Genomic DNA, 22,202 nt, shown 5'->3' on the forward strand with positions numbered 1-22,202 from the left:
AAAGTCTGTTAAATCTGTCTTTTTATATCTCTTAATTTAAGTATCAGGCTTTTTATTTAATTTTACCATATATGTTCAACAATTTGCTTATTTCTAATAAATAAAATTACTTCCATAATTATTTTAACGTTTTCTGCCCGTAAACGCAATACGGCCTTATGGAACACGCCTCGCAATCGGGTTTTCTGGCCTTACATACCGCGCGTCCATGGAAAACCAGCTGATTTGAGAACTTACTCCATTTTTCCCTTGGGATAATTTTCATCAGGTCAAATTCTATTTTTACGGGATCTTCCTCTTTGGTTAACCCCATGCGGTTGGACAGGCGCTTTGCATGAGTGTCAACAACAATTCCCGGAATATTATAAATATTTCCAAGAATAACATTGGCCGTTTTGCGTCCCACCCCAGGAAGCATTAACAATTTCTCCATACTGTCGGGTACTTCGCCGTTAAATTTCTCAATTATCATTCTGCAGCATTCTTTTATATTCCTCGCCTTGTTTCTGTAAAATCCCGTAGGGCGTATGTCCTGCTCAAGGGCCTTAAGATCTGCGTTTGCAAAGTCTTCCGCCGTTTTATATTTTTTAAACAGCTCCTTTGTAACAATATTAACCCGTTCATCGGTACACTGGGCAGCCAGTTGAGTTGCTATCAGAAGCTGTAGCGGCGTACTGTATGTAAGGCTGCATCCCGCATCGGGATATAGTCTTTCCAGTTCTTCTATGATTTTGTTCACCGTTTCCTTGCTTGGCATCAGTCCAACCCTTTCATCTATAGTAATTTTTTTGTTATTATGTTACTCCCTTAAAGCGCTGTTGTAAATATTCAAATATTGTTTTGCCGAATTTTCCCATGAAAAATCGGTTTTCAGCCCCCTTTTCACCATGGCAAGCCACAAACCGGGCTTGTTTCTGTACACCTCAACCGCTCTTTGAAGCGCGCCTAAAAAGGCATAAGGGGTATATTCGCTGAAAGTAAAGCCGTTTCCCCTTGTCAAATCCCTGCCTATATCAATTACCGTGTCTTTTAACCCTCCGGTTTCACGCACCAACGGTATTGTACCGTACCGCAGGCTTATCATTTGTCCAAGTCCGCACGGTTCGAACCTTGACGGCATAAGAAAAATATCACTGCCCGAATAGATTTTGTGCGCCAGTTCCTCATTGAATTCTATTCTGACTGCAACCTGCCGGGGATATTTGTGCATTAATGACACAAAACATTTCTCCAGGTTGGGATCTCCCGTTCCCAGCAATATAAACTGAATTCTCAACTCCATCATTTTATCGAATGCTTTTATAACCAAATCCAGGCCCTTCTGCAACACAAGCCGGTGCACCACTCCCACAACCGGAACATTTTCCACGGGAAGTCCGAGTTCAGCCTGGAGCAGGCTCTTGTTCCGCCTTTTTCCGCTTAAATTTTCTTCATTATACCCATACTTCAAATAGACATCAGTTTCAGGGTTAAACTGGGAATGGCTTATACCGTTAAGTATTCCGCAAAGATCCTTTCTTCTGTTGAATAAAACCCCTTCCAGCCCTTCGCCGTATTCGGGCGTAAGAATCTCTTCGGAATAAGTGGGGCTTACGGTGTTAATCTTGTCCGCGTAAAGAATTCCGGCTTTCAGGAAGTTAAACTTGCCGTAAAATTCCACTCCTTCAGGCGTGAACAACTCTTCGGGCAGTCCCAGCAAAAACAGTATGTCCTTTTCAAAATGGCCCTGATATTCAAGATTGTGAATGGTTAATACAGTTTTTATGTTACTGAAAAAAGAATCCCTTTGTTTATACTGTTCCTTTAACAACAGCGCAACCGGCCCGGAATGCCAGTCGTTCATGTGAATTATATCGGGTTTGAAACCAATTGCCCTGCATAAATCAAGGCTTGCCCTGCACAGAAAGGAAAATCTCTCCCCGTCGTCATGATGCATGTAAATGCCGTCCCTGTAATAATAGCAGTAATTATTGACGGTATAAGTGGTTACCGGAGCATCCTTAATTCTCTTTAATATACATGTCTCAAGGCGGTTTCCAATTGTAACAGGGAAGTCGGCAACATACTCCTGTTCGGCATCTATTCCCCTGTATCCGGGAAAAACAACCCGTATATCGATCCCCATCCCCGAAAGGACTTCGGGAAGAGAACCCGCCACATCGGCAAGACCGCCTGTTTTAGCATAAGGCGCAACTTCCGCAGAGACAAACAGCACTTTCAGATTTTTCCCCATACTTTTCCTCCGAAAATAGTTAAAAAATCAACACAATAAAAAAACAACCTCTTTTATGAGGTTGTCTCTTTTTTGACTTTTTATGCAAAATTAATTATTTGCAATCCTTCATTGAAAGATTTACTCTTCCCTGCTTATCGATTGCTATTACCTTAACGGGTATTCTGTCTCCCACCTTGACAACATCTTCCACTTTCCTTACACGTCTGTTGGACAGTTTTGAAATGTGCACCATTCCTTCCTTTCCGGGGAGGAACTCAACGAGAGCGCCGAAATTCATGATACGCGTTACCTTACCGGTGAACTGCTGGCCAATTTTTACTTCGCCCGCAATTCCCTCTATCATTTCAATTGCCCTCTTTCCTGCCTCTTCATCCGACGTGGACACATAAACCTTTCCGTCATCTTCAATGTCTATTTTTACGCCGGTATCGGCGATAATACGTTGAATAACCTTACCGCCCGGCCCGATAACCTCACGGATTTTATCAATATCTATCGTCGTAGTAAACACTTTCGGCGCATAAGGAGACAGATGATCCCTTGGCTTGTCTATTACCTTCAGGATTACGTCATTCAGTATCTTCAGCCTTCCCTGCCGCGTAATTTCAAAAGCCTGTTCTACCATCTCATAAGTAAGCCCGTCAACTTTTATATCCACCTGTATGGCGGTAATGCCGTTCTTCGTTCCTGCCACCTTGAAGTCCATGTCTCCGAAAAAGTCTTCAATTCCCTGGATATCTATGAATGTTATAAAATTATCCGGATTTTCCTCATCCACAACAAGCCCTGCGGATATTCCTGCAACCGGCTCCCTGATGGGTACACCCGCATCCATCAAGGCCAGAGTGCTTCCGCAGACACTTGCCTGCGAAGTCGAACCGTTAGACATTAAAACTTCAGAAACAAGGCGGATTGCATACGGGAATTCTGATTCCGGAGGAATAACCGGCTCAAGGGCACGCTCTGCAAGAGCACCATGACCGATTTCCCTTCTTCCGGGACCGCGGGCAGGCTTTGCTTCGCCCACACTGAAACCAGGGAAATTATAGTGGTGCATATAACGCTTTGTCTCTTCCACATCCACACCGTCCAGCAGCTGGACGTCTCCAAGGGGACCAAGGGTTACGTTTGTAAGAACCTGCGTATGTCCTCTCTGGAACAGAGCCGAACCGTGCGTCCTCGGTAATATTCCCACTTCGGCGTGAAGCGGCCTTATATCCATCAGGCCTCTTCCGTCCACACGTTTCTTTTCATGCAGTAACTTATCACGAACAATCTTCCTTTGCAGCTTGTAAAGCGCATCGGAAATCTGCGTAACCGCTTCAGGGTATTTTTCGTCAAGGGTTTCGTGGACCTTCTTGGATATCTCTTCCACATTTTTCTCCCGTTCGGCCTTATCCGCAGTCATGAGCGCATTGGTTAACTCTTCCTTACAGAGGCTTTCAACTTCATCATAGATTTCCTGAGGCACTGCCATGGAAACGTAGGTGATTTTTTCCTTTCCTACCTCTTTTACAATGCCGTCGATAAAGTCAATCAGCCTTCTTATTTCCTCATGGCCTTTCCTTATCGCCTGCATCATTACATCTTCAGGGACTTCATTCGCACCCGCTTCTATCATCACAATCTTTTCCCTGTCGGCGGATAGAGTTACATACATCCGGCTTTTCTTGCGCTGTTCCAGCGTCGGGTTTATTACCACTTCACCGTCTACAAGTCCCAGAATCACACCTGCGATAGGCCCGTTAAACGGAATATCCGAAATGCACAGTGACACAATTGTTCCAATAATTGCAGCAAATTCAGGTGAATTATCCTGTTCAACCGACAGCACCATGTTTACTACCGATACATCGTTTCTGAGATCCTTCGGAAACCTTGGACGTATCTGGCGATCTATTACCCTTGCGGTAAGTATTGCGCTGTCTGAAGGTTTACCCTCTCTTTTAATAAAACCACCGGGGATTTTTCCGACGGAATACAGTTTTTCTTCATAATCAACATTGAGCGGGAAAAAATCTATTCCTTCCCTTGGTTCCGGAGCCATTGTAGCGGTTGACAGCACCACCGTATCCCCGTATCTTACCAAAGCTGAGCCATTTGCGAACTGCGCAAGCTGGCCGACTTCTACAGTTAACTTTCTTCCGGCTACATCAATCGAAAACTCTCTCTTCATATCTCCTCTCAACATCCTTTCCTGATGTTGTGAACGGGGTGAAAAGATCAGGGAAGAAAATTCCGGAACCGGAACTCTCTTCTCTGAACTTCTGCACCACCTGTTCACAACATCATTGTTTTTATTTTTTATTATATATAACAAACATCTGCCACCACGTGGCAAAATACATCTAACATTATTTCACATATAAAGATTTTTATAACATGCGAGATATACTGAAAAGTCAAAAAAAGCGGAAATTCTCCGCTTTTTTTACTTTCTCAAATCCAATTTTTCAATGATATCACGATACCGGTTGATATCCTTCTTCATCAGGTAATTCAGAAGTCTCCTTCTTTGACCTACCATTTTCAGCAATCCTCTTCTTGAATGGTAATCCTTCTTATGAACCTTCAGGTGTTCGGTTAAATTATTAATACGATAGGTCAGAAGTGCAATCTGAACTTCAGGAGATCCGGTATCGGTTTCGTGAATCCGGTACTTTTCAATTATCTGTTGCTTAATTACATTGTCCATCGTCCCAACTCCCTTCATCAAAGTATCGCCGCCAGCCCAGTCTCCGGCCGGAGTCCTCCGACAACCGAGCTGATGGTCTTTTTAAAATACTGAATTAGTGTATCATAAAATCTGTAAACTGTAAAGATGGTTTTTATTCAGTATTTGTATTAAGCATTTCTATTTATATTTTATCATGTTACTCCCGGCACAACAAAGATTCCTTAAACAAACCATGCCCAAAAACACTCACTTTATGAGCCTTTTTCATACTTAAAAAATAACACTTCGGCCTGGAATCAGCAAAAAACTTTAATACGGTAAAGCTGCCGTACAGAACTTCTGAGAAAACCCAGCCCGGCAGCTTTTATATTTGACCGTCCGGACCTATTGCTTTTTAAATATTTTCTTCACCGACCAGTATGCCAGTTTTGGCTTTCTGTATTCGTTTACAAGCCCCTTATTATTAAATCCCCTTGCCCTTGTCAGCCCTACTTCCTTAGCCGTTCTTATATCGCAGTACTGCCATATGTAACAGCCGATAATATCCGGATCATCGTGGAACAGCTTTAATGTGTGATTTAACAGTTTTTCCTGATAGTTTTCAGACCATTTTATGCATTCGAAGGTATCCTCACCATAAAGCGCCGCCGCTCCGAATTCAGACACTATTATAGGCTTATCCTCGAGCCCTTGCCCCTTCAGCCTGCTTTTAAAATCCTCAAGGAAACCCGCCCATGTTTCAATTTCCCCGTAATACCATCCAAAATACTGGTTAATTGAAATTATATCCACCAATGTAAAACAAACATCGTCCATCGGATGGTATGATGCATAGGTTATCAGCCTTGAATTGTCCATGCTCCTGACTTTTTAAGCAAAAGCCTTTGTTATATTATAACCGGCTTCTGTATGAGTAGCTATTTCATTATGCAGCCCCCATATTATAATGCAGGGATGGTGATAATCTCTTTCTATCATTTCTTCCAGCATTTTTAATCCTCTTTCTTTAACAAGAGGATTTTTCAACACCGACTCAGGGAAACCCCACATGGGAATTTCTTCCCAGAAAAGCAGGCCTTCCTGATCCATGTAATCAAGGAATGCTTCGGAATTCGGGTAATGCGATCCCCTGATCGCATTGCACCCCAAATTTTTAATTATATCTATATCCTTTTTCATCAATTTCACCGGAAAGGCAAACCCCCAGTCGGGATGATCCTCGTGGCGGTTTACTCCTTTAAGGTATATCTTCTTTTTGTTTAAATACAGCACTTTGTTCTTAATTTCAATTTTTCTGAAACCTATTCTTTCGGTAAGATCGTCTTCCTCCGTTTCAAACCTCACATAGTAAAGATAAGGATTTTCCGTGTCCCATAATTTAACGTCATTCAGTTCAAGATTTTCTACCGTTATTTCGCTTTCACCGATTATTTCAACATCTGCTTCATATATTATGCTGTCATTTATATAAATTCTCAGGGTATCTGAACGCTTGACGCCGTCTGCCGATTTAAGCCTGACTTTCATATTGAGCCTTGCGCTTTTCAAATCGTCATCAAGTGTATAATATATTTTGCAGTTTTCTATCCAGACATTTTCCAGTTCGTTGATTTCCACACTGCGTATAATGCCGCCATAGTGATACCAGTCCACAGTGGAAAGGGGTATTGTGTCGGCGTCATTATGAGTATTGTCGACACATACAACAATTGTATGCTCACCTTCAGAAATTCCCGTTACATTGAAACTGAACGGGGTAAAGCTTCCATAATGACTGCCCAAATGTTTTCCGTCAAGATATACATCTGCAAATCCCGTTACGCCATGAAAAACAATTTTCACATTTTCCTTATTTACCGAAAAGGTTTTACTGTACCATGCCGTTCCTTCATATTCGTACAGCCCCAGTTCATTATTCCAGCAGGACGGTACGAATACCTCGGTGAAATCTTCGGGAAAGCATTCAAACCACTTTTCATCAAATCCTTTTCTTTCGGGATCGGTCCTGAATTTCCACAGGCCGTCAAGTGTAAACGATCGCCTTTTTTTATGCCTTTCAAAAAGTCTTATCATCGTAAATAACCTCCTGGGTTTGATATAAAACATCACGGATGTTATAATAATCCCGTAAAATATATGTATGGTTGATTCAAAAAGAGGGGCCGGCGCAATTGTTTTACGTCAGCCCTTTTTTTGTATAAAAATGCCTGCGGTTATTTATCATTTGCGGTTGTTATATCTGTCCACCGATTTTTGCCTGATTTCAATCGCTCTGTCAATATTCATGCTTTTCACGGTTTCAACAAACTTGTCAAAATTGCTTAACGGCTCGGTGCCGATTATAAACCTCAGCGTCATTTCATCCACATATGTATTTATATCGCTTTCTATTGTAGCCAGTTCCTGGGCCTCTTCAGGAGTGGTTGTCGCAGGCGGGTACTTGTTCGGGTAAGGATCGGCCTGGATAAGGATTTGCAAGGCCTCTTTCTGCTGCGGTAACTGCATGACCTGTTCAATATATTCCTTTCTCTGAATAAACGGACCGTCGGCATAAGCAGTTCTGGTGTAAACAGACAGGGCTTCCGCAACCGAAAATGTCGGATGCTTCATTACCGCATCGGTATAGGTAGGATACCCGTTAACCATTTCATAGCTTACGCCTTCAATTCCAAAGTTATAAAGCATTTCTCCCTCTTCCGTATAGCCATAGTTGAGGAATTTTGCCGCCAGTTCGGGATTTTGGCATGATGTGGTTATTGCAGTTGACCATCCGTTGAATTTCCAGTCCTTTTGCGCGAATTTCACCTTTTCTCCCTTGTTCAAGGTAGGATACTGGGAAGCAACCAGTTCGTAATTTGGATCCTTATCCTTCATCGCATTCATCCATGTGCCCATATTACCGCTAAGAAAACCGATGGTTAATCCCGAAGTACTGTTCAACATGTTTGCTTTTATGGCATCTCCGTCATTTGTGGCAAAATTATTGTCAAGCAATCCCTCTTCATACCATCTGTGCATAATGGTAAGGTATTCCTTATAATTCGGATGCAATCTTCCGTATGCGACTTTCCCGTTGTCGTCAATATACCAGTTCAAGCTGAAGCCGAGAGCGCCGGCTACGAAATTTTCGTCAAGGTTTTTTGTTATGGTGAAAGGAGCCGTCGCACCTTTCTTTTCCTTGAATGCCCTTAAAACCTCCTCATATTCCGCAACGGTTGTCGGTCTGGAAAGCCCCAGTTCCTTCAGCCAATCCCCTCTTAAAAGCGGTGCGACATATACCGTGTTAATATCGTCACCCCTAAAGCAGGCAAAACCATATAATACTCCGTCGTCGGTTCTTACCTGTTTATTCTTCTCAGGATCGGTTTCCAACACTTTCAAATAATCGGGAGCATATTTCTCGATTAAATCATTCAGCGGAAGAATTACGTTATCCTGTAAAGCCTTTTCAGCACCGCCGGGATACCAGGTACCCCATGGAGCATCAATTATATCAGCCATGTCCCCGGAAGCTATCATCAGGTTCAGCTGCTGCTGTTCCTGCCCCTGTGTCGGATGAACCCATTCAATTTCAATCCCCGTTCGCTTTGCCAGTTCCTTCGCAAATTCAGTATCCGCAATGGTTTTTGACGAAGCAGACACCTTCGGGTCCAGTTTTAACCAGTAAGTTAATTTTCCGCCGCCTTTAACCGGATAAGTTATTTCTTCTTTCGACAAATCGCTTGCAGCACTTTCAGCGACCGTCGGGGTCTGGTTAACGTCATTGCCTTCTGCAGGCGTCTTCGCCGTTTAATCCGAGCACCCCGCCAGTAAAGTCATAGCCAGCACAAAGCTTATTACCACCGTTATCGTTCTCATAAGCTTTCCTCTCATAACATTTCCTCCTTAACTTAAAATTTTATTTCCTACGTTTATCATTCAGCCGATAAACGTTAACGGTCTAATTCAGCCCTTAACCGCTCCAATCATGACGCCTTTTACAAAATATTTCTGAAGAAACGGGTATACAAAAAGTATTGGCAGTGTTGCCACAATTATGGTTGCATAGCGGACGGTTTCGGAAATTGCGAGCTTGTCGCCCGTATCTCCGGTTGCAGTCGCCACCATGCTGCTTGAGTCATTGTTAATAAGAATTTCCCTTAGTATAAGCTGAAGCGGGTATTTTGTTCTGGACTTCAGGTATATCATTGCATTAAACCAGCCATTCCAGTGCCCTACTGCATAATACAGGATTAAGACCGCCACTGTTGGCATTATTAACGGAAATAATATTCTGAAAAGAATGGTGAAATGGTTCGCCCCGTCTATTCTTGCCGCTTCTTCCAGGCTGTCCGGCACCGACAAAAACGCCGTTCTCATTATAATCATGTTATAACTGCTGATTGCTCCGGGCAATATCAGCGCCCAGATGGTATCATACAGACCCAACTGCTTAATGTTTAAATAATTGGGAATGAGCCCTCCGTTAAAATACATTGTTATGACAATCAAAAACATCATCAGCCTGTTCCACATCACATTTTTCCTTGAAACGAAGTAAGCCGTGATGGACGTAAGTATAATATTTACCGTCACTCCAACTAATACCAGTGTTATAGTGTTGATATATCCGTTCTCCCCCTTACCACAGGCTCATGTCATTATATTTCCTGCTCAGCCTGTTTGCACAGATTAACATGACAAAACTAACCACCGAATTGAAAAGTCCAACCGCCGTACTGTAATCGTAACGGAATTCCTGAAGGCCTTTCCTGTAGACAAAGGAAGAAATAACGTCGGACGTTTCATAAATTGCAGGATTATATAACAGGATTATTTTTTCAAACCCCAAATTCATGATATTACCAATCCTGAGTATGAATAAGGTCACAACTGTCGGCATGATCCCCGGTACGGAAATATGTATTACCTGCTGAAATCTATTGCAGCCGTCAATTTTTGCTGCTTCATACAGTTGTTGATCTATTCCTGCCAATGCTGCAAGAAATATAATTGATCCCCATCCGAACTCCTGCCAGATGTCGGATATAACATAGACAGGTACAAAATACTGGGGATAACCCAGCAATGTTTTCCTTGTCCCGCCAAACAGTGCAATTATGTCATTTATCACACCGGTGTCTCTGGTAAAATCAATAATCATTCCGCAGACAACAACCGTTGACAGGAAGTGCGGAAGATAAGAAACGGTCTGTACCGTCCGCGCAAAATACCTGTTTTTTATTTCATTAAGTAACAGGGCAAATATAATGGGAACGGGGAAACCGAAAATCAGGTTTGTAATGTTTATAACTATTGTATTCTTCACCGTTCTCAGAAAAAACACACTGTTTACAAAATCCCGGAAATGTTTCAAACCAATCCACGGACTTTTTAAAATTCCCAGATTTGGACTGAAGTTTTTAAAAGCAATGATCACACCGTACAGCGGTTTGTAACAGAATAAAACATAATACAGAACCACCGGTATAATCATCAGATACAGGGATTTATTCAAAACAAAATCCCTTTTCACTCTTTGCCGGAACGTATATTTGTTTTGACCGGCAAGTTTTGCCTTTGATTTTGACAGCATACTACCACCGCTTACCTTTATTTTGTTTTCAGCAGAACTAAACAGTTTTAAAGTTTGGAACTGCTCTGTCATCTGGTTTATAGTTTATTGGGTCTGTATACCGAAAGCCATAGACAGAATAAAAAAAGGGTTACAAAATCTAAAATGTTAGATTTTGTCCCTGTGCAAATCTGAATCCGTTGGAACCGGTTGTATACCTTTGATTAATTGAACTTTTCCCTGTACTTTCCGGGTGTGATACCCTCTGTTTTTGTAAATACCCGCGTAAATGTTTTTACATTCGTATACCCCACTTTTCTGGCTATTGTCTCAAGGTTGCCGTATTCGGATTTTAATAATTTTTTGGCCTCCTCTATTCTTACCATATTGATATAATCCAGCAGGCCTATGCCTACCTGTTGTTTAAACAGTCTTGACAGATAATTGGGATGTAAATCAAATCTGTCGGCAATAGTAGAGACGTTAAGTTCTTCGTCCATATAGTTTTCCCTAATGTAATTAATGATTTCATCTTCGGCACGCCTCGTCCCTTTTCTTTCATTATTAATCTTTTCGCATATGTCCTTCAGCACAATTAGAAGCTGTTCCTTGACCTTGTTCAGATTTTTGCTCTGAATCAACCTTTCTATTGTGTCGATTTCGCTCTGGTACTTCTGACTGTTACTGTTTATAAAACTGTTAAGCGTGTTTATTATCGTGCCGATAATGTCGCATTTGAAGCACTGTGCCATATTTTTGCTTAAAGTAAGGTTATTCAGGTTATAATTGAATAATTCATCCAGTATGTTTTTAATTCTCTCATACTGTCCTGATTTAACGGCATTCACAAGCGCATCCTTCATGACCGGCGGATAGAAATACGTATGACTGTTTTCATTTAACAGGAATTTTTTCGCTTCGCTGTATACGAGTATATCCTCTCCGCCTACTATCTCCTCAAACTCAAGCAACTGCCTGGTTTCCTTGTAGGACTGTTTTATAAAATCCTTTCCGTTATAGATATTCCCTATCGCAATAATAAGATTGACCTTGTAGTGTTCTTTTACCGTTTCCTGAACAGTCGTGACGGCATCCTTTAATTTTGTCATATATTTTTCGTCCTGTTCTTTAAAATTCATCAAGCAGAATATTATATTATCAAAATTTACGGTGTAGATCTTACATATATCCTGCAGCAGTTCCTCCAGAATATTCATTATTATAAAATGCAATAACTCAATATCCTCCTGCAGATTCAAATTCAGCACCGTTGACGGCTTTTCCATGTCCGCCGAAAACGCCGCAACGGCAAAACAGTCATGCTCGAATTCAATACCCGCCGTATCTCTGTCGGTCTGCTCGGCCGCATTGCCTGTTAACAATTCCTTCAGGTATCTCTCGCTTAACAGTTTTTTCTGAAACGCTCTCCATTTCTCCAGTTCCTTTTTGTCATCCAGTGACCTCAGAATAGCGTTCTGTATAATCCTGTATTCATTTATCATACCCTTGTCTTCTTCGTTATGACCTTTAAGCGATTTCAGTAACCTCTTAATAGGCTCATAATTCTTTTTAAACAGCAAAAAGGCCACAATACAGCTTACAACCAGAGAAAACGATATTCCGCTCAGAACCAGTTTCCTGTATTCCCCTAACTGTTTCCAATATTCGTCTTTGGGCATGATATACAAATACTTCCATCCCTGCATATTCGAATTAATGCAAGAAACCTGCCGCCTTTTACCGTCTGATGATGTATATTCAGTCAGGGAATTATTCTGAAAACCGTCAAATTTAAGAAGTGGCATCAAATCCAGATTATCTGACGTAAGTATTACCCGATTGTTTTCATCGATAATGGCCACGTTTCCATTGTTAATTATACTTAAATCATCTATCATTTTATAAAAATTTGACAGGTTAATAATCACGACTACGTTTATACCGTCATCGGCATTCTGATTAATGGAGTAAGTGAACATGTAAGCCAGCTGTTTGTTTTGCGGTGTTATATTTACAAAACTGCCCCTGTGCATTTCCTGGTTGATTTTTATCCATTTGGCGGCATCGGTTCCATACCTTTCAGCAAACAGATCAAAGAATTTTTCAGAATCCATCACATGCTTGCTGCTTATAACCGTATCAATCCTTTTAAAGTAGATATAAACCTCTTCTATTTCAGACTTATAATTGCTGCTTTGCATGGATCTGTTAAGAAGGATAATATCATAGCGTTCTTTCGGGGAAATGTCGCCTTTAAAGGTTGCAATTGCCTGCACCCGGTCATTAAACGCAAGACTTGACGCAATTCGTGCAGCGTCTGCCACTACCGAATCCATATACTGCTGTATTTGTTTCAGTGCAAAATAATTGGTCCTGTCAACCTGATCCTTGATTGTGCCGTCCACCAATACGAAAAGTATATTACACAGCAACAACGGAATTAAAAACAGAATAACATATGTAATCAACCAGGAATATTTTACACTTTTTGCTATTAAAGGCTTATTAGAAAACATAAATTAACCTCGATAATACTATAAAAAAATTAACATACTCATGTAACAAAACTATATAAGCCTGCCTGTTTCAAGTTAATCTTATACGAAATGTTACCGTTCTGATTTTTCCAGGGCAAATCTGTTCAAAAGTTTGTAAAAATTATGAACAATATTTTACCTGTTGATCTTTTATACCAAGATTATATAAACTATTAAAATCAGTGTCAAGAATTCCAATCCCCGCTCATAATCTAATGTCTGACCTTACCGTTATAAGACTTAACACAAATTTTACATTCATATGTAAATTCTTTTTACATTTCCCCTTTATTCTTAAGGCAAAACAAAAAGAAAGGGGAAAACTGAAAATGAAAAAATATTTCCCATTAGCGACCGCATTTCTACTTTTTGTAACCATATCGTCGGCCTGTACCGTCACGGAAGAGGAAGTCAGGAACTTTACCGTGAATAGCGGCAATACAACGGTCTTTGATCCATCAAGGGAAATCACCGTCATTTCCCGCGAAACCGGTTCGGGCACAAGAGATTCCTTTACAGAACTTCTGGGCATTGAAGTAAAGGACGAAAGCGGGAATAAAAAGGATCTTACCACACCCGATGCCATAATCTCCAACAGCACGTCAGTCGTAATGACATCGGTGGCGAACAATCGGTATGCAATAGGTTATATTTCCTCAGGCTCTCTGAATGATACGGTTAAAGCGGTTAAAGTGAACGGGATTGAGCCTACGGTTGAAAACATTAAAAACGGTACATACACAATATCACGTCCGTTCAACATCGTAACGGCAGGGAATATATCGGATTTAACAGAAGACTTTATCAGTTTCATTCTTAGCTCAGACGGGCAGAAAGTTATTGAGGAAAACCGTTATATTCCTGTCTCAGGCAGCGAAAAATTTACAAACTCCGGACTTTCCGGAAAGATAACCGTGGCCGGTTCGTCTTCGGTGGCTCCTGTAATGGAAAAGCTTAAAGAAGCATATCAGAGAATCAATCCCGATGCGGACATTGAAATTCAGTTAAGCGATTCCTCCACAGGAATAAACGCGGTAATAAACAGGACATGCGACATTGGCATGGCTTCAAGAGAACTTAAGGCAAGCGAACTGGAAAAGGGCCTTGTATCCACAGTTATAGCAATGGACGGGATCGCGGTTATCGTTAACACCGAAAATCCGGTGGACAACCTTACAACAGACCAGATAAAAGCAATATATACGGGAGAAATAACGCGCTGGAATGAAGTTCTGAATTAGGCAATATGCTTTTTAAGTATTCAGCAATGCGAACACATACAATACCACAGGGGGACGAAATGAAAAAGAATCATGAAAAGGTATATGAAATATTGTTTATGCTGGCAGCCTGCACATCAGTCATATGTGTGGCGCTAATCTGCCTTTTTCTTTTCAGCAGCGGCATACCCGCCATTGTTAAAATCGGGGCGAAAGAATTTTTATCAGGAACCGAATGGAAGCCGGGTGACACTCCCCCTTCCTTCGGCGTTTTGCCTATGATACTCGGAAGTATCATTGTTACTGCCGGAGCAATTATCATCGGGGCGCCTGTGGGGGTTTTCACTGCGGTATTTCTTGCAAAGTTTTGCCCGGGCAGGGTTTTGAAATTGTTAAAACCCGCAATTGACCTTCTGGCGGGCATCCCGTCAGTGGTATACGGTTTTTTCGGTATTGTGGCTTTGGTACCACTGGTAAGGAACATTTTCGGCGGGAACGGATACAGTATGCTGACCGCATCAATACTGCTCGGGATCATGACTCTTCCGACAATAATAAGCGTAAGTACAGAAGCGATAAATGCGGTGCCCGAAAGCTTTTACGAAGGCAGCCTGGCTCTTGGCGCGAGTCATGAAAGAAGCGTTTTTTTCACAGTGCTTCCTGCGGCAAAATCCGGAATTACAGCCTCAATCATTCTCGGCACGGGAAGAGCCATCGGGGAAACGATGGCTGTCATTATGGTTTCCGGTAATCAGGCAAGAATGCCCGCCGGCCTTTTGAAAGGAATCAGAACCTTAACGGCAAATATAGTCATCGAAATGGGATATGCGGCGGAGCTGCACCGTGAGGCCCTTTTTGCCTCAGGTGTCGTGCTGTTCGTTTTCATCCTCCTTATTAATATACTGTTCCTGCTGTTAAAAAGGGGAAATAAACAATGGTAGGCATTCATATAAAAATAAAAAACAAATTACGCCGTTATAAGAGAAATCCGGGGGCTCTGCTCATACGCCTGCTTGTTACCGGTTCGGCCTTTATAACATTATCGGTTCTGATTTTCATAATCGGTTATATTTTATATAACGGTATTCCGCATATAACCGCCGATTTTTTCGCATGGGAATATAATTCTGTTAATGTCTCGGTTACACCGGCGCTGGTAAACACCATAATCATGGTATTTTTTTCACTGATAATCACAGTACCTGTCGGTGTATTTGCAGCGGTCTATCTCGTCGAATACACCAAAAGGGAAAACAAAACGGTGGGAATAATCCGCCTTACTACTGAAACACTGTCAGCCATTCCTTCCATTGTATACGGCCTTTTTGGGTTTCTGTTTTTTGTTACCACCCTTAAATGGGGTATTTCGCTTATATCGGGCGTCTTTACAGTGTCGGTTATGGTGCTTCCGCTGATTGTCCGCACCACAGAAGAAGCCCTGAAGGCAGTGCCCGAATCCTACCGTGAAGGCAGTTTTGCTTTAGGTGCGGGAAAATTCAGGACGGTTTTCAGCATTGTCATTCCGGCTGCTTTTCCGGGTATTCTTTCAGGGATCATTCTCGCCATAGGAAGAATAGTCGGCGAAACCGCCGCCCTAATTTATACCGCAGGCACCGTTGCGGAAATACCCTCAGGGAAGGATTTCCTTTTTGACTCGGCGCGTACCCTGTCGCTGCACATGTATGCCCTGGCAAGCGAAGGCCTTCATATAAACCAGGCTTATGCAACTGCAGCGGTACTTCTGGTTATTGTTCTTCTTATTAACCGCCTATCGGCTTTACTGGCAAAAAAAATCATGAAAGGAAAGAAGACATGATTAAGGTTACAATAGAAAATCTGAATGTCTTTTACGGAAACTTTCAGGCACTGTATGGCATAAACATGCTTATACCCGCCAACAGAATAACGGCACTGATTGGTCCTTCGGGATGCGGCAAATCAACACTTCTTAAAACCCTCAACCGGATGAACGATTTAATTCCCAGCTGCAGCATAACGGGAAGGGTACTGCTTGACAGAGAGGACATCTACTGCGATATTGACGTAAACATGCTCAGGAAACGGGTGGGAATGGTATTTCAGAAACCAAACCCCTTTCCCATGAGCATCTACGACAATATAGCCTATGGTCCAAGGACGCATGGCATAAAGTCAAAAGCCATGCTTGATGAAATTGTTGAAACCTCCCTCAGAAAAGCAGCCGTATGGGATGAAGTCAAGGACAGGCTGAAAAAAAGCGCTCTTGGGCTTTCAGGCGGGCAGCAACAGAGGATTTGCATTGCAAGGGCACTGGCGGTGAACCCCGAGGTTCTTCTGATGGATGAGCCCACATCGGCCCTTGACCCTGTTTCGACAGCTAAAATTGAAGATTTGATCTCCGAACTGAAAACAAATTACACAATTGTTGTAGTAACGCATAATATGCAGCAGGCTTTGCGGGTGTCAGACAGAACGGCCTTTTTTCTCAACGGCAGGCTTATTGAATACGACTATACCGAAAAGCTTTTCTCAATGCCTCAGGATAAACGCACCGAAGACTATATTACCGGGAGGTTCGGGTAATGAGGAGCAAATTCGACGAACAGCTTGAAAACCTTAACAAGGCACTGATACAAATGGGAGCCCTGTGTGAAGAAGCGATAGAAAACTCTGCCGGAGCGCTTATGACCGGAAATTTTGAGCTCGCTGAAAAAGCCATTATGATCGATGAGAAAATTGATCAAAAGGAACGGGAAATCGAAAACCTGTGTTTACGGCTGCTTCTCCAGCAGCAGCCTGTCGCCGGTGATTTAAGGCTGATTTCAGCCGCCCTTAAAATGATAACCGACATGGAAAGAATCGGGGATCAGGCGGCGGATATTTCGGATATTATAATTATTGGAAAAATCCGTGCTGAAAATGGTACACTATATATAGGCGACATGGCAAATGCCACGATAAAAATGGTAACGCAGAGCATTGACGCATTTGTAAACAGGGATTTGAAACTTGCCGTTGCAGTGATAGACTATGACGACGCCGTTGACGAACTGTTTACAAGGGTAAGGAATGAACTGATAAAAAGGATTGAAAACAAAACGGTAAACGGGGAATATGCCATTGATCTTATTATGATAGCAAAGTATTTTGAAAGGATTGGCGATCACGCCACAAACATTGCCGAATGGGTAGAGTTTGCAATAACAGGCAGGCACAGAGGAGAAGGGGATGCATGATTTACTGCGTGGAAGATGATCCGAATATAAGGGAACTGGTCATTTATGCGCTTAAAACAAGCGGATTTGAAGCCAAAGGTTTCCCCGACGCAAAAAACTTTTTTGAGGAACTTAAAAAGAAGCTTCCGTCCTTGATCCTGCTGGATATAATGCTCCCGGGCACCGACGGACTAACGGTTTTAAAAATGCTTAAAGACAACGCCGTTACAAAGGACATTCCTGTTATCATGCTCACTGCAAAAGGGACAGAGTTTGACATAGTGCAAGGTCTTGACCTTGGCGCCGACGACTATATCACGAAACCGTTCGGCGTGCTGGAACTTATCTCGCGGATAAAGTCGGTATTGAGAAGAGTGGAACCAAAGACCGACCAAAGCATATTAAAAGTCGGGGATATAACCATCGATACCGGAAGACACATGGTAACGGCAGGCAATAATGAAATAAAGCTTACATCGAAGGAATTTCAGCTGCTTTACCTTTTAATGTCCAACGCCGGTATTGTGCTGACGCGGGACATGCTTCTGGACAAAATATGGGGATTTGATTTTGACTGCGAAACCCGGACTTTGGACGTACATATCCGTTCCCTGAGAAAAAAACTCGGCGAGCATGGCAGAAAAATTGAAACGGTCCGCGGGATCGGATACAGGATGGGAGTATGAATGAAGAAAAAAATATTCAAAAACATGGTTGTCCTCTCCTTTGCCGCCGTTTTAATAACATCCTTTCTGATTTGCATTGTGCTGTACAACTATAATTTCAGCACTATGAAACGGCAGTTAAGGAATATGGCTTTTTTTCTTGCTTCATCACTGAACAGTGAAGCCGTGCAAATTAGCGATTTTACCGAGCTGACACGCAACGTCAATAACCGTGTAACCGTTATCGCCGGAGACGGGACGGTATTGTTTGACAACATGACCGACATCCGGAGTCTGGAAAAACACTTGGACCGTCCCGAAGTAAAATCGGCGCTGGATACCGGTACGGGCGAAACCGTACGTTTGTCCGGCACGCTGGGCAAACAAACCTATTATTATGCCGTCAGGCTTAACAACGGCTTGGTACTGCGCCTTTCGTTCACCACTGACACTGTATATTCAACGTATTTCAGCATATTGCCATACATAGTGTTAATATCGCTTTTCGTTATTGTGCTGTCAATGATTATGGCCGTAAATCAGTCAAAACAGATTGTTGCCCCGATAAATGCTATCAACCTGGACAAACCCGCCGAAAGCTCCGTATATGATGAACTGTCGCCGTTACTGTTAAGGATCGGCTATTTGCGGAACCATCTGGACAGACAGATAGCCGAAGCGAAGGAACAGCAGAGACAGTTTGAAACCATTATAAACAACATGTCGGAAGGGCTTATCATACTTGACCGGCATGGAAGAGTACTTACAATAAACCCCAGTGCCGTAAAGCTTTTGGGCGGCTTGGCCGGTGATTACAACGGAAAGAACATATTAATTCTTAACCGCAGCAACGATTTCCAGCTTATCATTGAAAAAGCCATGGGAGGTACCCCTTCGGAGAGCATCATAACGAAACACGAAAGGAGCATAAGAATTTGGGCAAACCCCGTAGTAAAGGAAGGAAAAGTCGAAGGAGCAATCATGATTCTTCATGACGTTACCGAAGCACAGATGGCTGAAAATTTCAGGCGTGAATTTTCCGCGAACGTGTCCCACGAGTTAAAGTCACCACTAACCGTTATATCGGGCTTTGCCGAGCTTATTAAAAACAATATGGTAAAAAGCGACGATATCCCTGTTTTTGCCGGGCGCATACACTGTGAAGCCAAAAGGCTCCTTAAACTCATAGAGGATATTATAGAAATATCAAGGCTGGACGAGGGAATAAATGATTTGCCCCTTGAAGAAATCAACCTGCTTGAGATTTGTGCAAACGCAGCAAAAAGCCTCAGTGAACTTGCGGCAAAAAAAGAAGTTTCGGTAACGGTAAAAGGCGACGCGGTCGTAATCAGGGGAGTTTACAGGCTGATTGAAGAGCTGGTGTACAATCTTGTGGAGAATGCCATAAACTACAATAAAAACAGCGGAAGAGTAATTGTTACGGTAGAAAAGACAAACAGCGGAGCGGTGCTTAAAGTTGAAGACACTGGAATAGGCATACCGAAAGAACATCATCAGAGAATATTTGAAAGATTTTACCGCGTTGACAAGAGCCATTCAAAGGAAACAGGGGGTACAGGTCTTGGTCTGTCAATTGTAAAACATGCGGCGAAATATCATAATGCCGTAATCGATCTTCAAAGTGATGTCGGAAAGGGAACAACAGTAGCCGTCACCTTTCCGCAGTAACCCGTACCCCTTCCGCAGGTGTTTATTCAGGCATGGCTTTATTCACATGCACAGTTTCAATATATCAATAATTTCCTTTTTACCGTATTCGATATAGCCGGGCAGAGTGCGCTCACCGTAATTCGTGCACTTTTCCGCCATTTCTTCTATGTTTTCATCGGTAACGTTAATGTTAAGCTCTTTCATCGTCGTCGGCATGCCAATTTCCCTGAAAAACTTTTCAGTCGCTTCAATGCCTGCAATTGCGGTATTTTCCGGATTGGCATAATCCATTTCGCAGTTCCACACCCTAACCGCGTACTGGCAGAATCGCGGGATATTATACTTATACGCATATTTCATCCATGCGGGGAAAACAACCGCCAGGCCGGCCCCGTGGGCAACCTCCTCGAACATTCCGCTGATTTCATGCTCGATCTGATGGGATACCATAAAAAAGTCCCTGCCAAGGCCTGTAAGGCCGTTATGGGAAATGCTGCCCGCCCACATAAGCGTAGCTCTTGCCTTATAATCCCGCGGGTTTTTCAGGGCTTTCCTGCCAGCATTGATTGTTGATTTCAGCACCGCCTCCGCAATACGGTCGGTAACCTCCGCCTCACCTTTCTGGGTCAGATATCTTTCGGCAGTATGCATAATTATATCTACAATACCACACGCAGTCTGATACGGTGAAACTGTATATGTCAATTCAGGATTCAATATTGAAAACAGCGGCCTGTGGAAGTCGGAATTATATCCTCTTTTCAGCTTAAGTTCTTCATTTGTAATAACGGCAGATGCGCTGGTTTCACTTCCCGTTGCCGCGAGAGTCAGTATCGTACCTACCGGCAGTGCGCGTTCGGGTTCCCTTTTCTTCATAAAGAACAACCACGGATCACAGTCATTGGCGGCACCTACGGCTATTGCCTTTCCTGAGTCAATGGCGCTTCCCCCGCCTACTGCCAGGACCAGGTCCACATTTTCCTTTCTGCATATTTCTATTCCCTTCCTGACCAATCCAAGAACGGGATTGGGCCTTGCTCCGCCAAGCTCAACAAAATCAATTCCGGCATCATTTAAAGCTTTTACCACTTCATCATACAGCCCGGTTTTCTTTATACTTCCTTCACCATAGTGAAGCAGTACTTTTTTAAAACCATAGCTCTTGATTATTTCTCCAACTCTTTTGTGCTGATCACGGCCGAAGAACACCCGTGTAGGACAGTAAAACTCAAAATTAAGCATATTTCACCCACCTTTCGTTTTTTATGTTCAACAACATTGTATTGTAACGCAGCAAATTACGCAAGGGATACCAGCCTTTCCCCGATATTTTCTTGAAGGCATACGGCTTATGGGTTATAATTACATCATAAAGTTCTCGCTCGGGAGGCAATTATGCGTAAAACCGTTTTGGGGAAAACAGGGCTTGAAGTCACCCGTGTAGGATTTGGCGTACTGCCTTTGCAACGGGTATCCATGGATGAAGCAAAAAGGATTTTAACAAGGGCCTATGAAAGCGGTATCAATTTTTACGACACTGCAAGGGCATATACCGACAGTGAGGAAAAAATCGGCAATGCGCTGTCGGATGTAAGGGAAAACATTATTATCGCCACGAAAACCCAGGCAAAGGACGCGAAAACTTTCTGGCGTGATCTGGAGACAAGCCTTGAGAAACTGAAAACAGACTACATAGATATCTACCAGTTCCATAATCCTGAAAAAGTACCGATGGCGGGAGACGAACTCTACGAAGCCATGCTCCAGGCAAAACAGAAAGGATTAATCCGGCATATAGGAATTACAAACCACAGCTTTGAAAACGGGAAAAAAGCAATATTATCCGGACTGTATGAAACCCTTCAGTACCCGTTTAACCATATTTCCTCCGAAGAAGACCTGGAACTTGTAATGCTCTGTAAGGAAAAAAACATTGGTTTTATCGCTATGAAAGCCCTTTCAGGAGGCCTCATCACAAATGCCGAAACAGCTTTCTGCTATTTGTGGCAATACCAGCATGTGGTACCCATCTGGGGTATTCAAAGAATGGAGGAACTGGAGCAGTTTATTGCGCTGGAGAAAAATCCCCCTGTACTGGACGAAACAAGAAAACAATTGATTGAAAAGGACAGGCGGGAACTTTCGGGCAGTTTCTGCAGGGGCTGCGGCTATTGCATGCCATGTCCGGCAGGCATACCCATCAACAATGCCGCAAGAATGAAATTCCTTTTAAGAAGGGCCCCTTACCGGCAGTATATTACAAAGGAATGGCAGGAAAAAATGGAACTGATTGAAAACTGCATCGAATGCAACCAGTGTTCGAGCAAATGCCCGTATCATCTGAACACGCCCGCGCTTTTGAAAGAGATGCTTGCAGATTACCGCGAATTTGTAAAAAGCCATGCATGACCGAAAACGCAGGATAATCCCCGAATCAAAACGTGAAAA

The 22,202-nt window shown here is 42.7% G+C and carries 17 protein-coding genes and 1 pseudogene; 8 read left to right on the top strand and 10 right to left on the bottom strand.

Translation table 11 applies throughout. The features are described from left to right. Positions 1–118: 118 nt before the first annotated feature. The 9 genes and pseudogenes from nth to CST_RS10370 all read right to left on the bottom strand — a co-directional run bounded on the left by nth (position 119) and on the right by CST_RS10370 (position 12,983). A complete protein-coding gene (gene nth, locus CST_RS10330) occupies positions 119–757 on the bottom strand; it encodes an endonuclease III (protein WP_015359849.1) in 639 nt (212 codons plus the stop codon). A 42-nt stretch (positions 758–799) separates the two neighbouring features. Further along, a complete protein-coding gene (gene glgA, locus CST_RS10335; protein ID WP_015359850.1) occupies positions 800–2,233 on the bottom strand; it encodes a glycogen synthase GlgA in 1,434 nt (477 codons plus the stop codon). Positions 2,234–2,327: 94 nt separating this feature from the next. Then, positions 2,328–4,412 carry a polyribonucleotide nucleotidyltransferase gene (locus CST_RS10340; protein ID WP_041746671.1) on the bottom strand — a complete coding sequence of 695 codons (2,085 nt, stop codon included), beginning with the start codon at positions 4,410–4,412 and terminating at the stop codon, positions 2,328–2,330. A gap of 255 nt (positions 4,413–4,667) precedes the next feature. Continuing rightward, complete coding sequence (gene rpsO / locus CST_RS10345; RefSeq protein ID WP_015359852.1) at positions 4,668–4,931, bottom strand: 30S ribosomal protein S15; 264 nt, start codon at positions 4,929–4,931, stop codon at positions 4,668–4,670. A 366-nt stretch (positions 4,932–5,297) separates the two neighbouring features. Next, positions 5,298–7,019, bottom strand: a pseudogene (locus tag CST_RS10350) (glycoside hydrolase family 2 protein). 114 nt (positions 7,020–7,133) lie between these two features. Beyond that, a complete protein-coding gene (locus tag CST_RS10355) occupies positions 7,134–8,630 on the bottom strand; it encodes an extracellular solute-binding protein (RefSeq protein WP_015359853.1) in 1,497 nt (498 codons plus the stop codon). Positions 8,631–8,858: 228 nt separating this feature from the next. Then, positions 8,859–9,488 (bottom strand): carbohydrate ABC transporter permease, encoded by a 630-nt coding sequence (locus CST_RS10360; RefSeq protein WP_242823550.1) that lies wholly within the window; start codon positions 9,486–9,488, stop codon positions 8,859–8,861. A 46-nt stretch (positions 9,489–9,534) separates the two neighbouring features. Then, complete coding sequence (locus CST_RS10365) at positions 9,535–10,488, bottom strand: ABC transporter permease (RefSeq protein WP_015359855.1); 954 nt, start codon at positions 10,486–10,488, stop codon at positions 9,535–9,537. 203 nt (positions 10,489–10,691) lie between these two features. Continuing rightward, positions 10,692–12,983, bottom strand: coding sequence for a helix-turn-helix domain-containing protein (locus CST_RS10370; protein WP_015359856.1), 2,292 nt, complete (start codon positions 12,981–12,983; stop codon positions 10,692–10,694). Between the two features lie 350 nt (positions 12,984–13,333). Between CST_RS10370 and CST_RS10375 the strand changes: the two genes are divergently transcribed. From CST_RS10375 to CST_RS10405, 7 genes are read left to right on the top strand one after another with little or no spacing between them, the layout of a single operon-like run. Continuing rightward, a complete protein-coding gene (locus CST_RS10375; protein WP_015359857.1) occupies positions 13,334–14,245 on the top strand; it encodes a substrate-binding domain-containing protein in 912 nt (303 codons plus the stop codon). Between the two features lie 59 nt (positions 14,246–14,304). Then, on the top strand, positions 14,305–15,165 hold the full coding sequence (gene pstC, locus CST_RS10380) for a phosphate ABC transporter permease subunit PstC (protein ID WP_015359858.1): 861 nt from the start codon (positions 14,305–14,307) through the stop codon (positions 15,163–15,165). Next, positions 15,159–16,040, top strand: a complete 882-nt coding sequence (gene pstA / locus CST_RS10385) for a phosphate ABC transporter permease PstA (protein ID WP_015359859.1) — start codon at positions 15,159–15,161, stop codon at positions 16,038–16,040. Before pstC ends, pstA begins: the two co-directional genes overlap by 7 nt. Further along, positions 16,037–16,786, top strand: coding sequence for a phosphate ABC transporter ATP-binding protein PstB (gene pstB / locus CST_RS10390; RefSeq protein ID WP_015359860.1), 750 nt, complete (start codon positions 16,037–16,039; stop codon positions 16,784–16,786). Before pstA ends, pstB begins: the two co-directional genes overlap by 4 nt. Continuing rightward, the gene (gene phoU, locus CST_RS10395; protein WP_015359861.1) at positions 16,786–17,439 is read left to right on the top strand and encodes a phosphate signaling complex protein PhoU; all 654 of its coding nucleotides are present in this window, start codon (positions 16,786–16,788) and stop codon (positions 17,437–17,439) included. The genes pstB and phoU overlap by 1 nt, the downstream gene beginning before the upstream one ends. Further along, positions 17,436–18,104 carry a winged helix-turn-helix domain-containing protein gene (locus tag CST_RS10400; protein WP_015359862.1) on the top strand — a complete coding sequence of 223 codons (669 nt, stop codon included), beginning with the start codon at positions 17,436–17,438 and terminating at the stop codon, positions 18,102–18,104. The genes phoU and CST_RS10400 overlap by 4 nt, the downstream gene beginning before the upstream one ends. After that, positions 18,105–19,772, top strand: coding sequence for a sensor histidine kinase (locus tag CST_RS10405; protein ID WP_015359863.1), 1,668 nt, complete (start codon positions 18,105–18,107; stop codon positions 19,770–19,772). It begins immediately after the preceding gene. A gap of 42 nt (positions 19,773–19,814) precedes the next feature. Here CST_RS10405 and CST_RS10410 read toward each other — a convergent pair whose 3' ends face one another. Then, entirely contained in the window at positions 19,815–20,996 is a 1,182-nt protein-coding gene (locus CST_RS10410) for an iron-containing alcohol dehydrogenase (protein WP_015359864.1), read from the bottom strand. Between the two features lie 153 nt (positions 20,997–21,149). Between CST_RS10410 and CST_RS10415 the strand changes: the two genes are divergently transcribed. Next, positions 21,150–22,163: an aldo/keto reductase gene (locus CST_RS10415; protein WP_015359866.1), complete on the top strand. Its 1,014-nt coding sequence runs from the start codon at positions 21,150–21,152 to the stop codon at positions 22,161–22,163. Positions 22,164–22,202 lie beyond the last annotated feature (39 nt).

Origin of the sequence: Thermoclostridium stercorarium subsp. stercorarium DSM 8532 (assembly GCF_000331995.1) — a bacterium.
Lineage (GTDB): Bacteria > Bacillota > Clostridia > DSM-8532 > DSM-8532 > Thermoclostridium > Thermoclostridium stercorarium.

What these genes read in the sequence shown, in the direction of transcription:
- nth (WP_015359849.1), bottom strand. Translation starts at nt 757, where the DNA reads ATGCCAAGCAAGGAAACGGTGAACAAAATCATAGAAGAACTGGAAAGA.
- glgA (WP_015359850.1), bottom strand. Translation starts at nt 2,233, where the DNA reads ATGGGGAAAAATCTGAAAGTGCTGTTTGTCTCTGCGGAAGTTGCGCCT.
- CST_RS10340 (WP_041746671.1), bottom strand. Translation starts at nt 4,412, where the DNA reads ATGAAGAGAGAGTTTTCGATTGATGTAGCCGGAAGAAAGTTAACTGTA.
- rpsO (WP_015359852.1), bottom strand. Translation starts at nt 4,931, where the DNA reads ATGGACAATGTAATTAAGCAACAGATAATTGAAAAGTACCGGATTCAC.
- CST_RS10365 (WP_015359855.1), bottom strand. Translation starts at nt 10,488, where the DNA reads ATGCTGTCAAAATCAAAGGCAAAACTTGCCGGTCAAAACAAATATACG.
- CST_RS10370 (WP_015359856.1), bottom strand. Translation starts at nt 12,983, where the DNA reads ATGTTTTCTAATAAGCCTTTAATAGCAAAAAGTGTAAAATATTCCTGG.
- CST_RS10375 (WP_015359857.1), top strand. Translation starts at nt 13,334, where the DNA reads ATGAAAAAATATTTCCCATTAGCGACCGCATTTCTACTTTTTGTAACC.
- pstC (WP_015359858.1), top strand. Translation starts at nt 14,305, where the DNA reads ATGAAAAAGAATCATGAAAAGGTATATGAAATATTGTTTATGCTGGCA.
- pstA (WP_015359859.1), top strand. Translation starts at nt 15,159, where the DNA reads ATGGTAGGCATTCATATAAAAATAAAAAACAAATTACGCCGTTATAAG.
- pstB (WP_015359860.1), top strand. Translation starts at nt 16,037, where the DNA reads ATGATTAAGGTTACAATAGAAAATCTGAATGTCTTTTACGGAAACTTT.
- phoU (WP_015359861.1), top strand. Translation starts at nt 16,786, where the DNA reads ATGAGGAGCAAATTCGACGAACAGCTTGAAAACCTTAACAAGGCACTG.
- CST_RS10400 (WP_015359862.1), top strand. Translation starts at nt 17,436, where the DNA reads ATGATTTACTGCGTGGAAGATGATCCGAATATAAGGGAACTGGTCATT.
- CST_RS10405 (WP_015359863.1), top strand. Translation starts at nt 18,105, where the DNA reads ATGAAGAAAAAAATATTCAAAAACATGGTTGTCCTCTCCTTTGCCGCC.
- CST_RS10410 (WP_015359864.1), bottom strand. Translation starts at nt 20,996, where the DNA reads ATGCTTAATTTTGAGTTTTACTGTCCTACACGGGTGTTCTTCGGCCGT.
- CST_RS10415 (WP_015359866.1), top strand. Translation starts at nt 21,150, where the DNA reads ATGCGTAAAACCGTTTTGGGGAAAACAGGGCTTGAAGTCACCCGTGTA.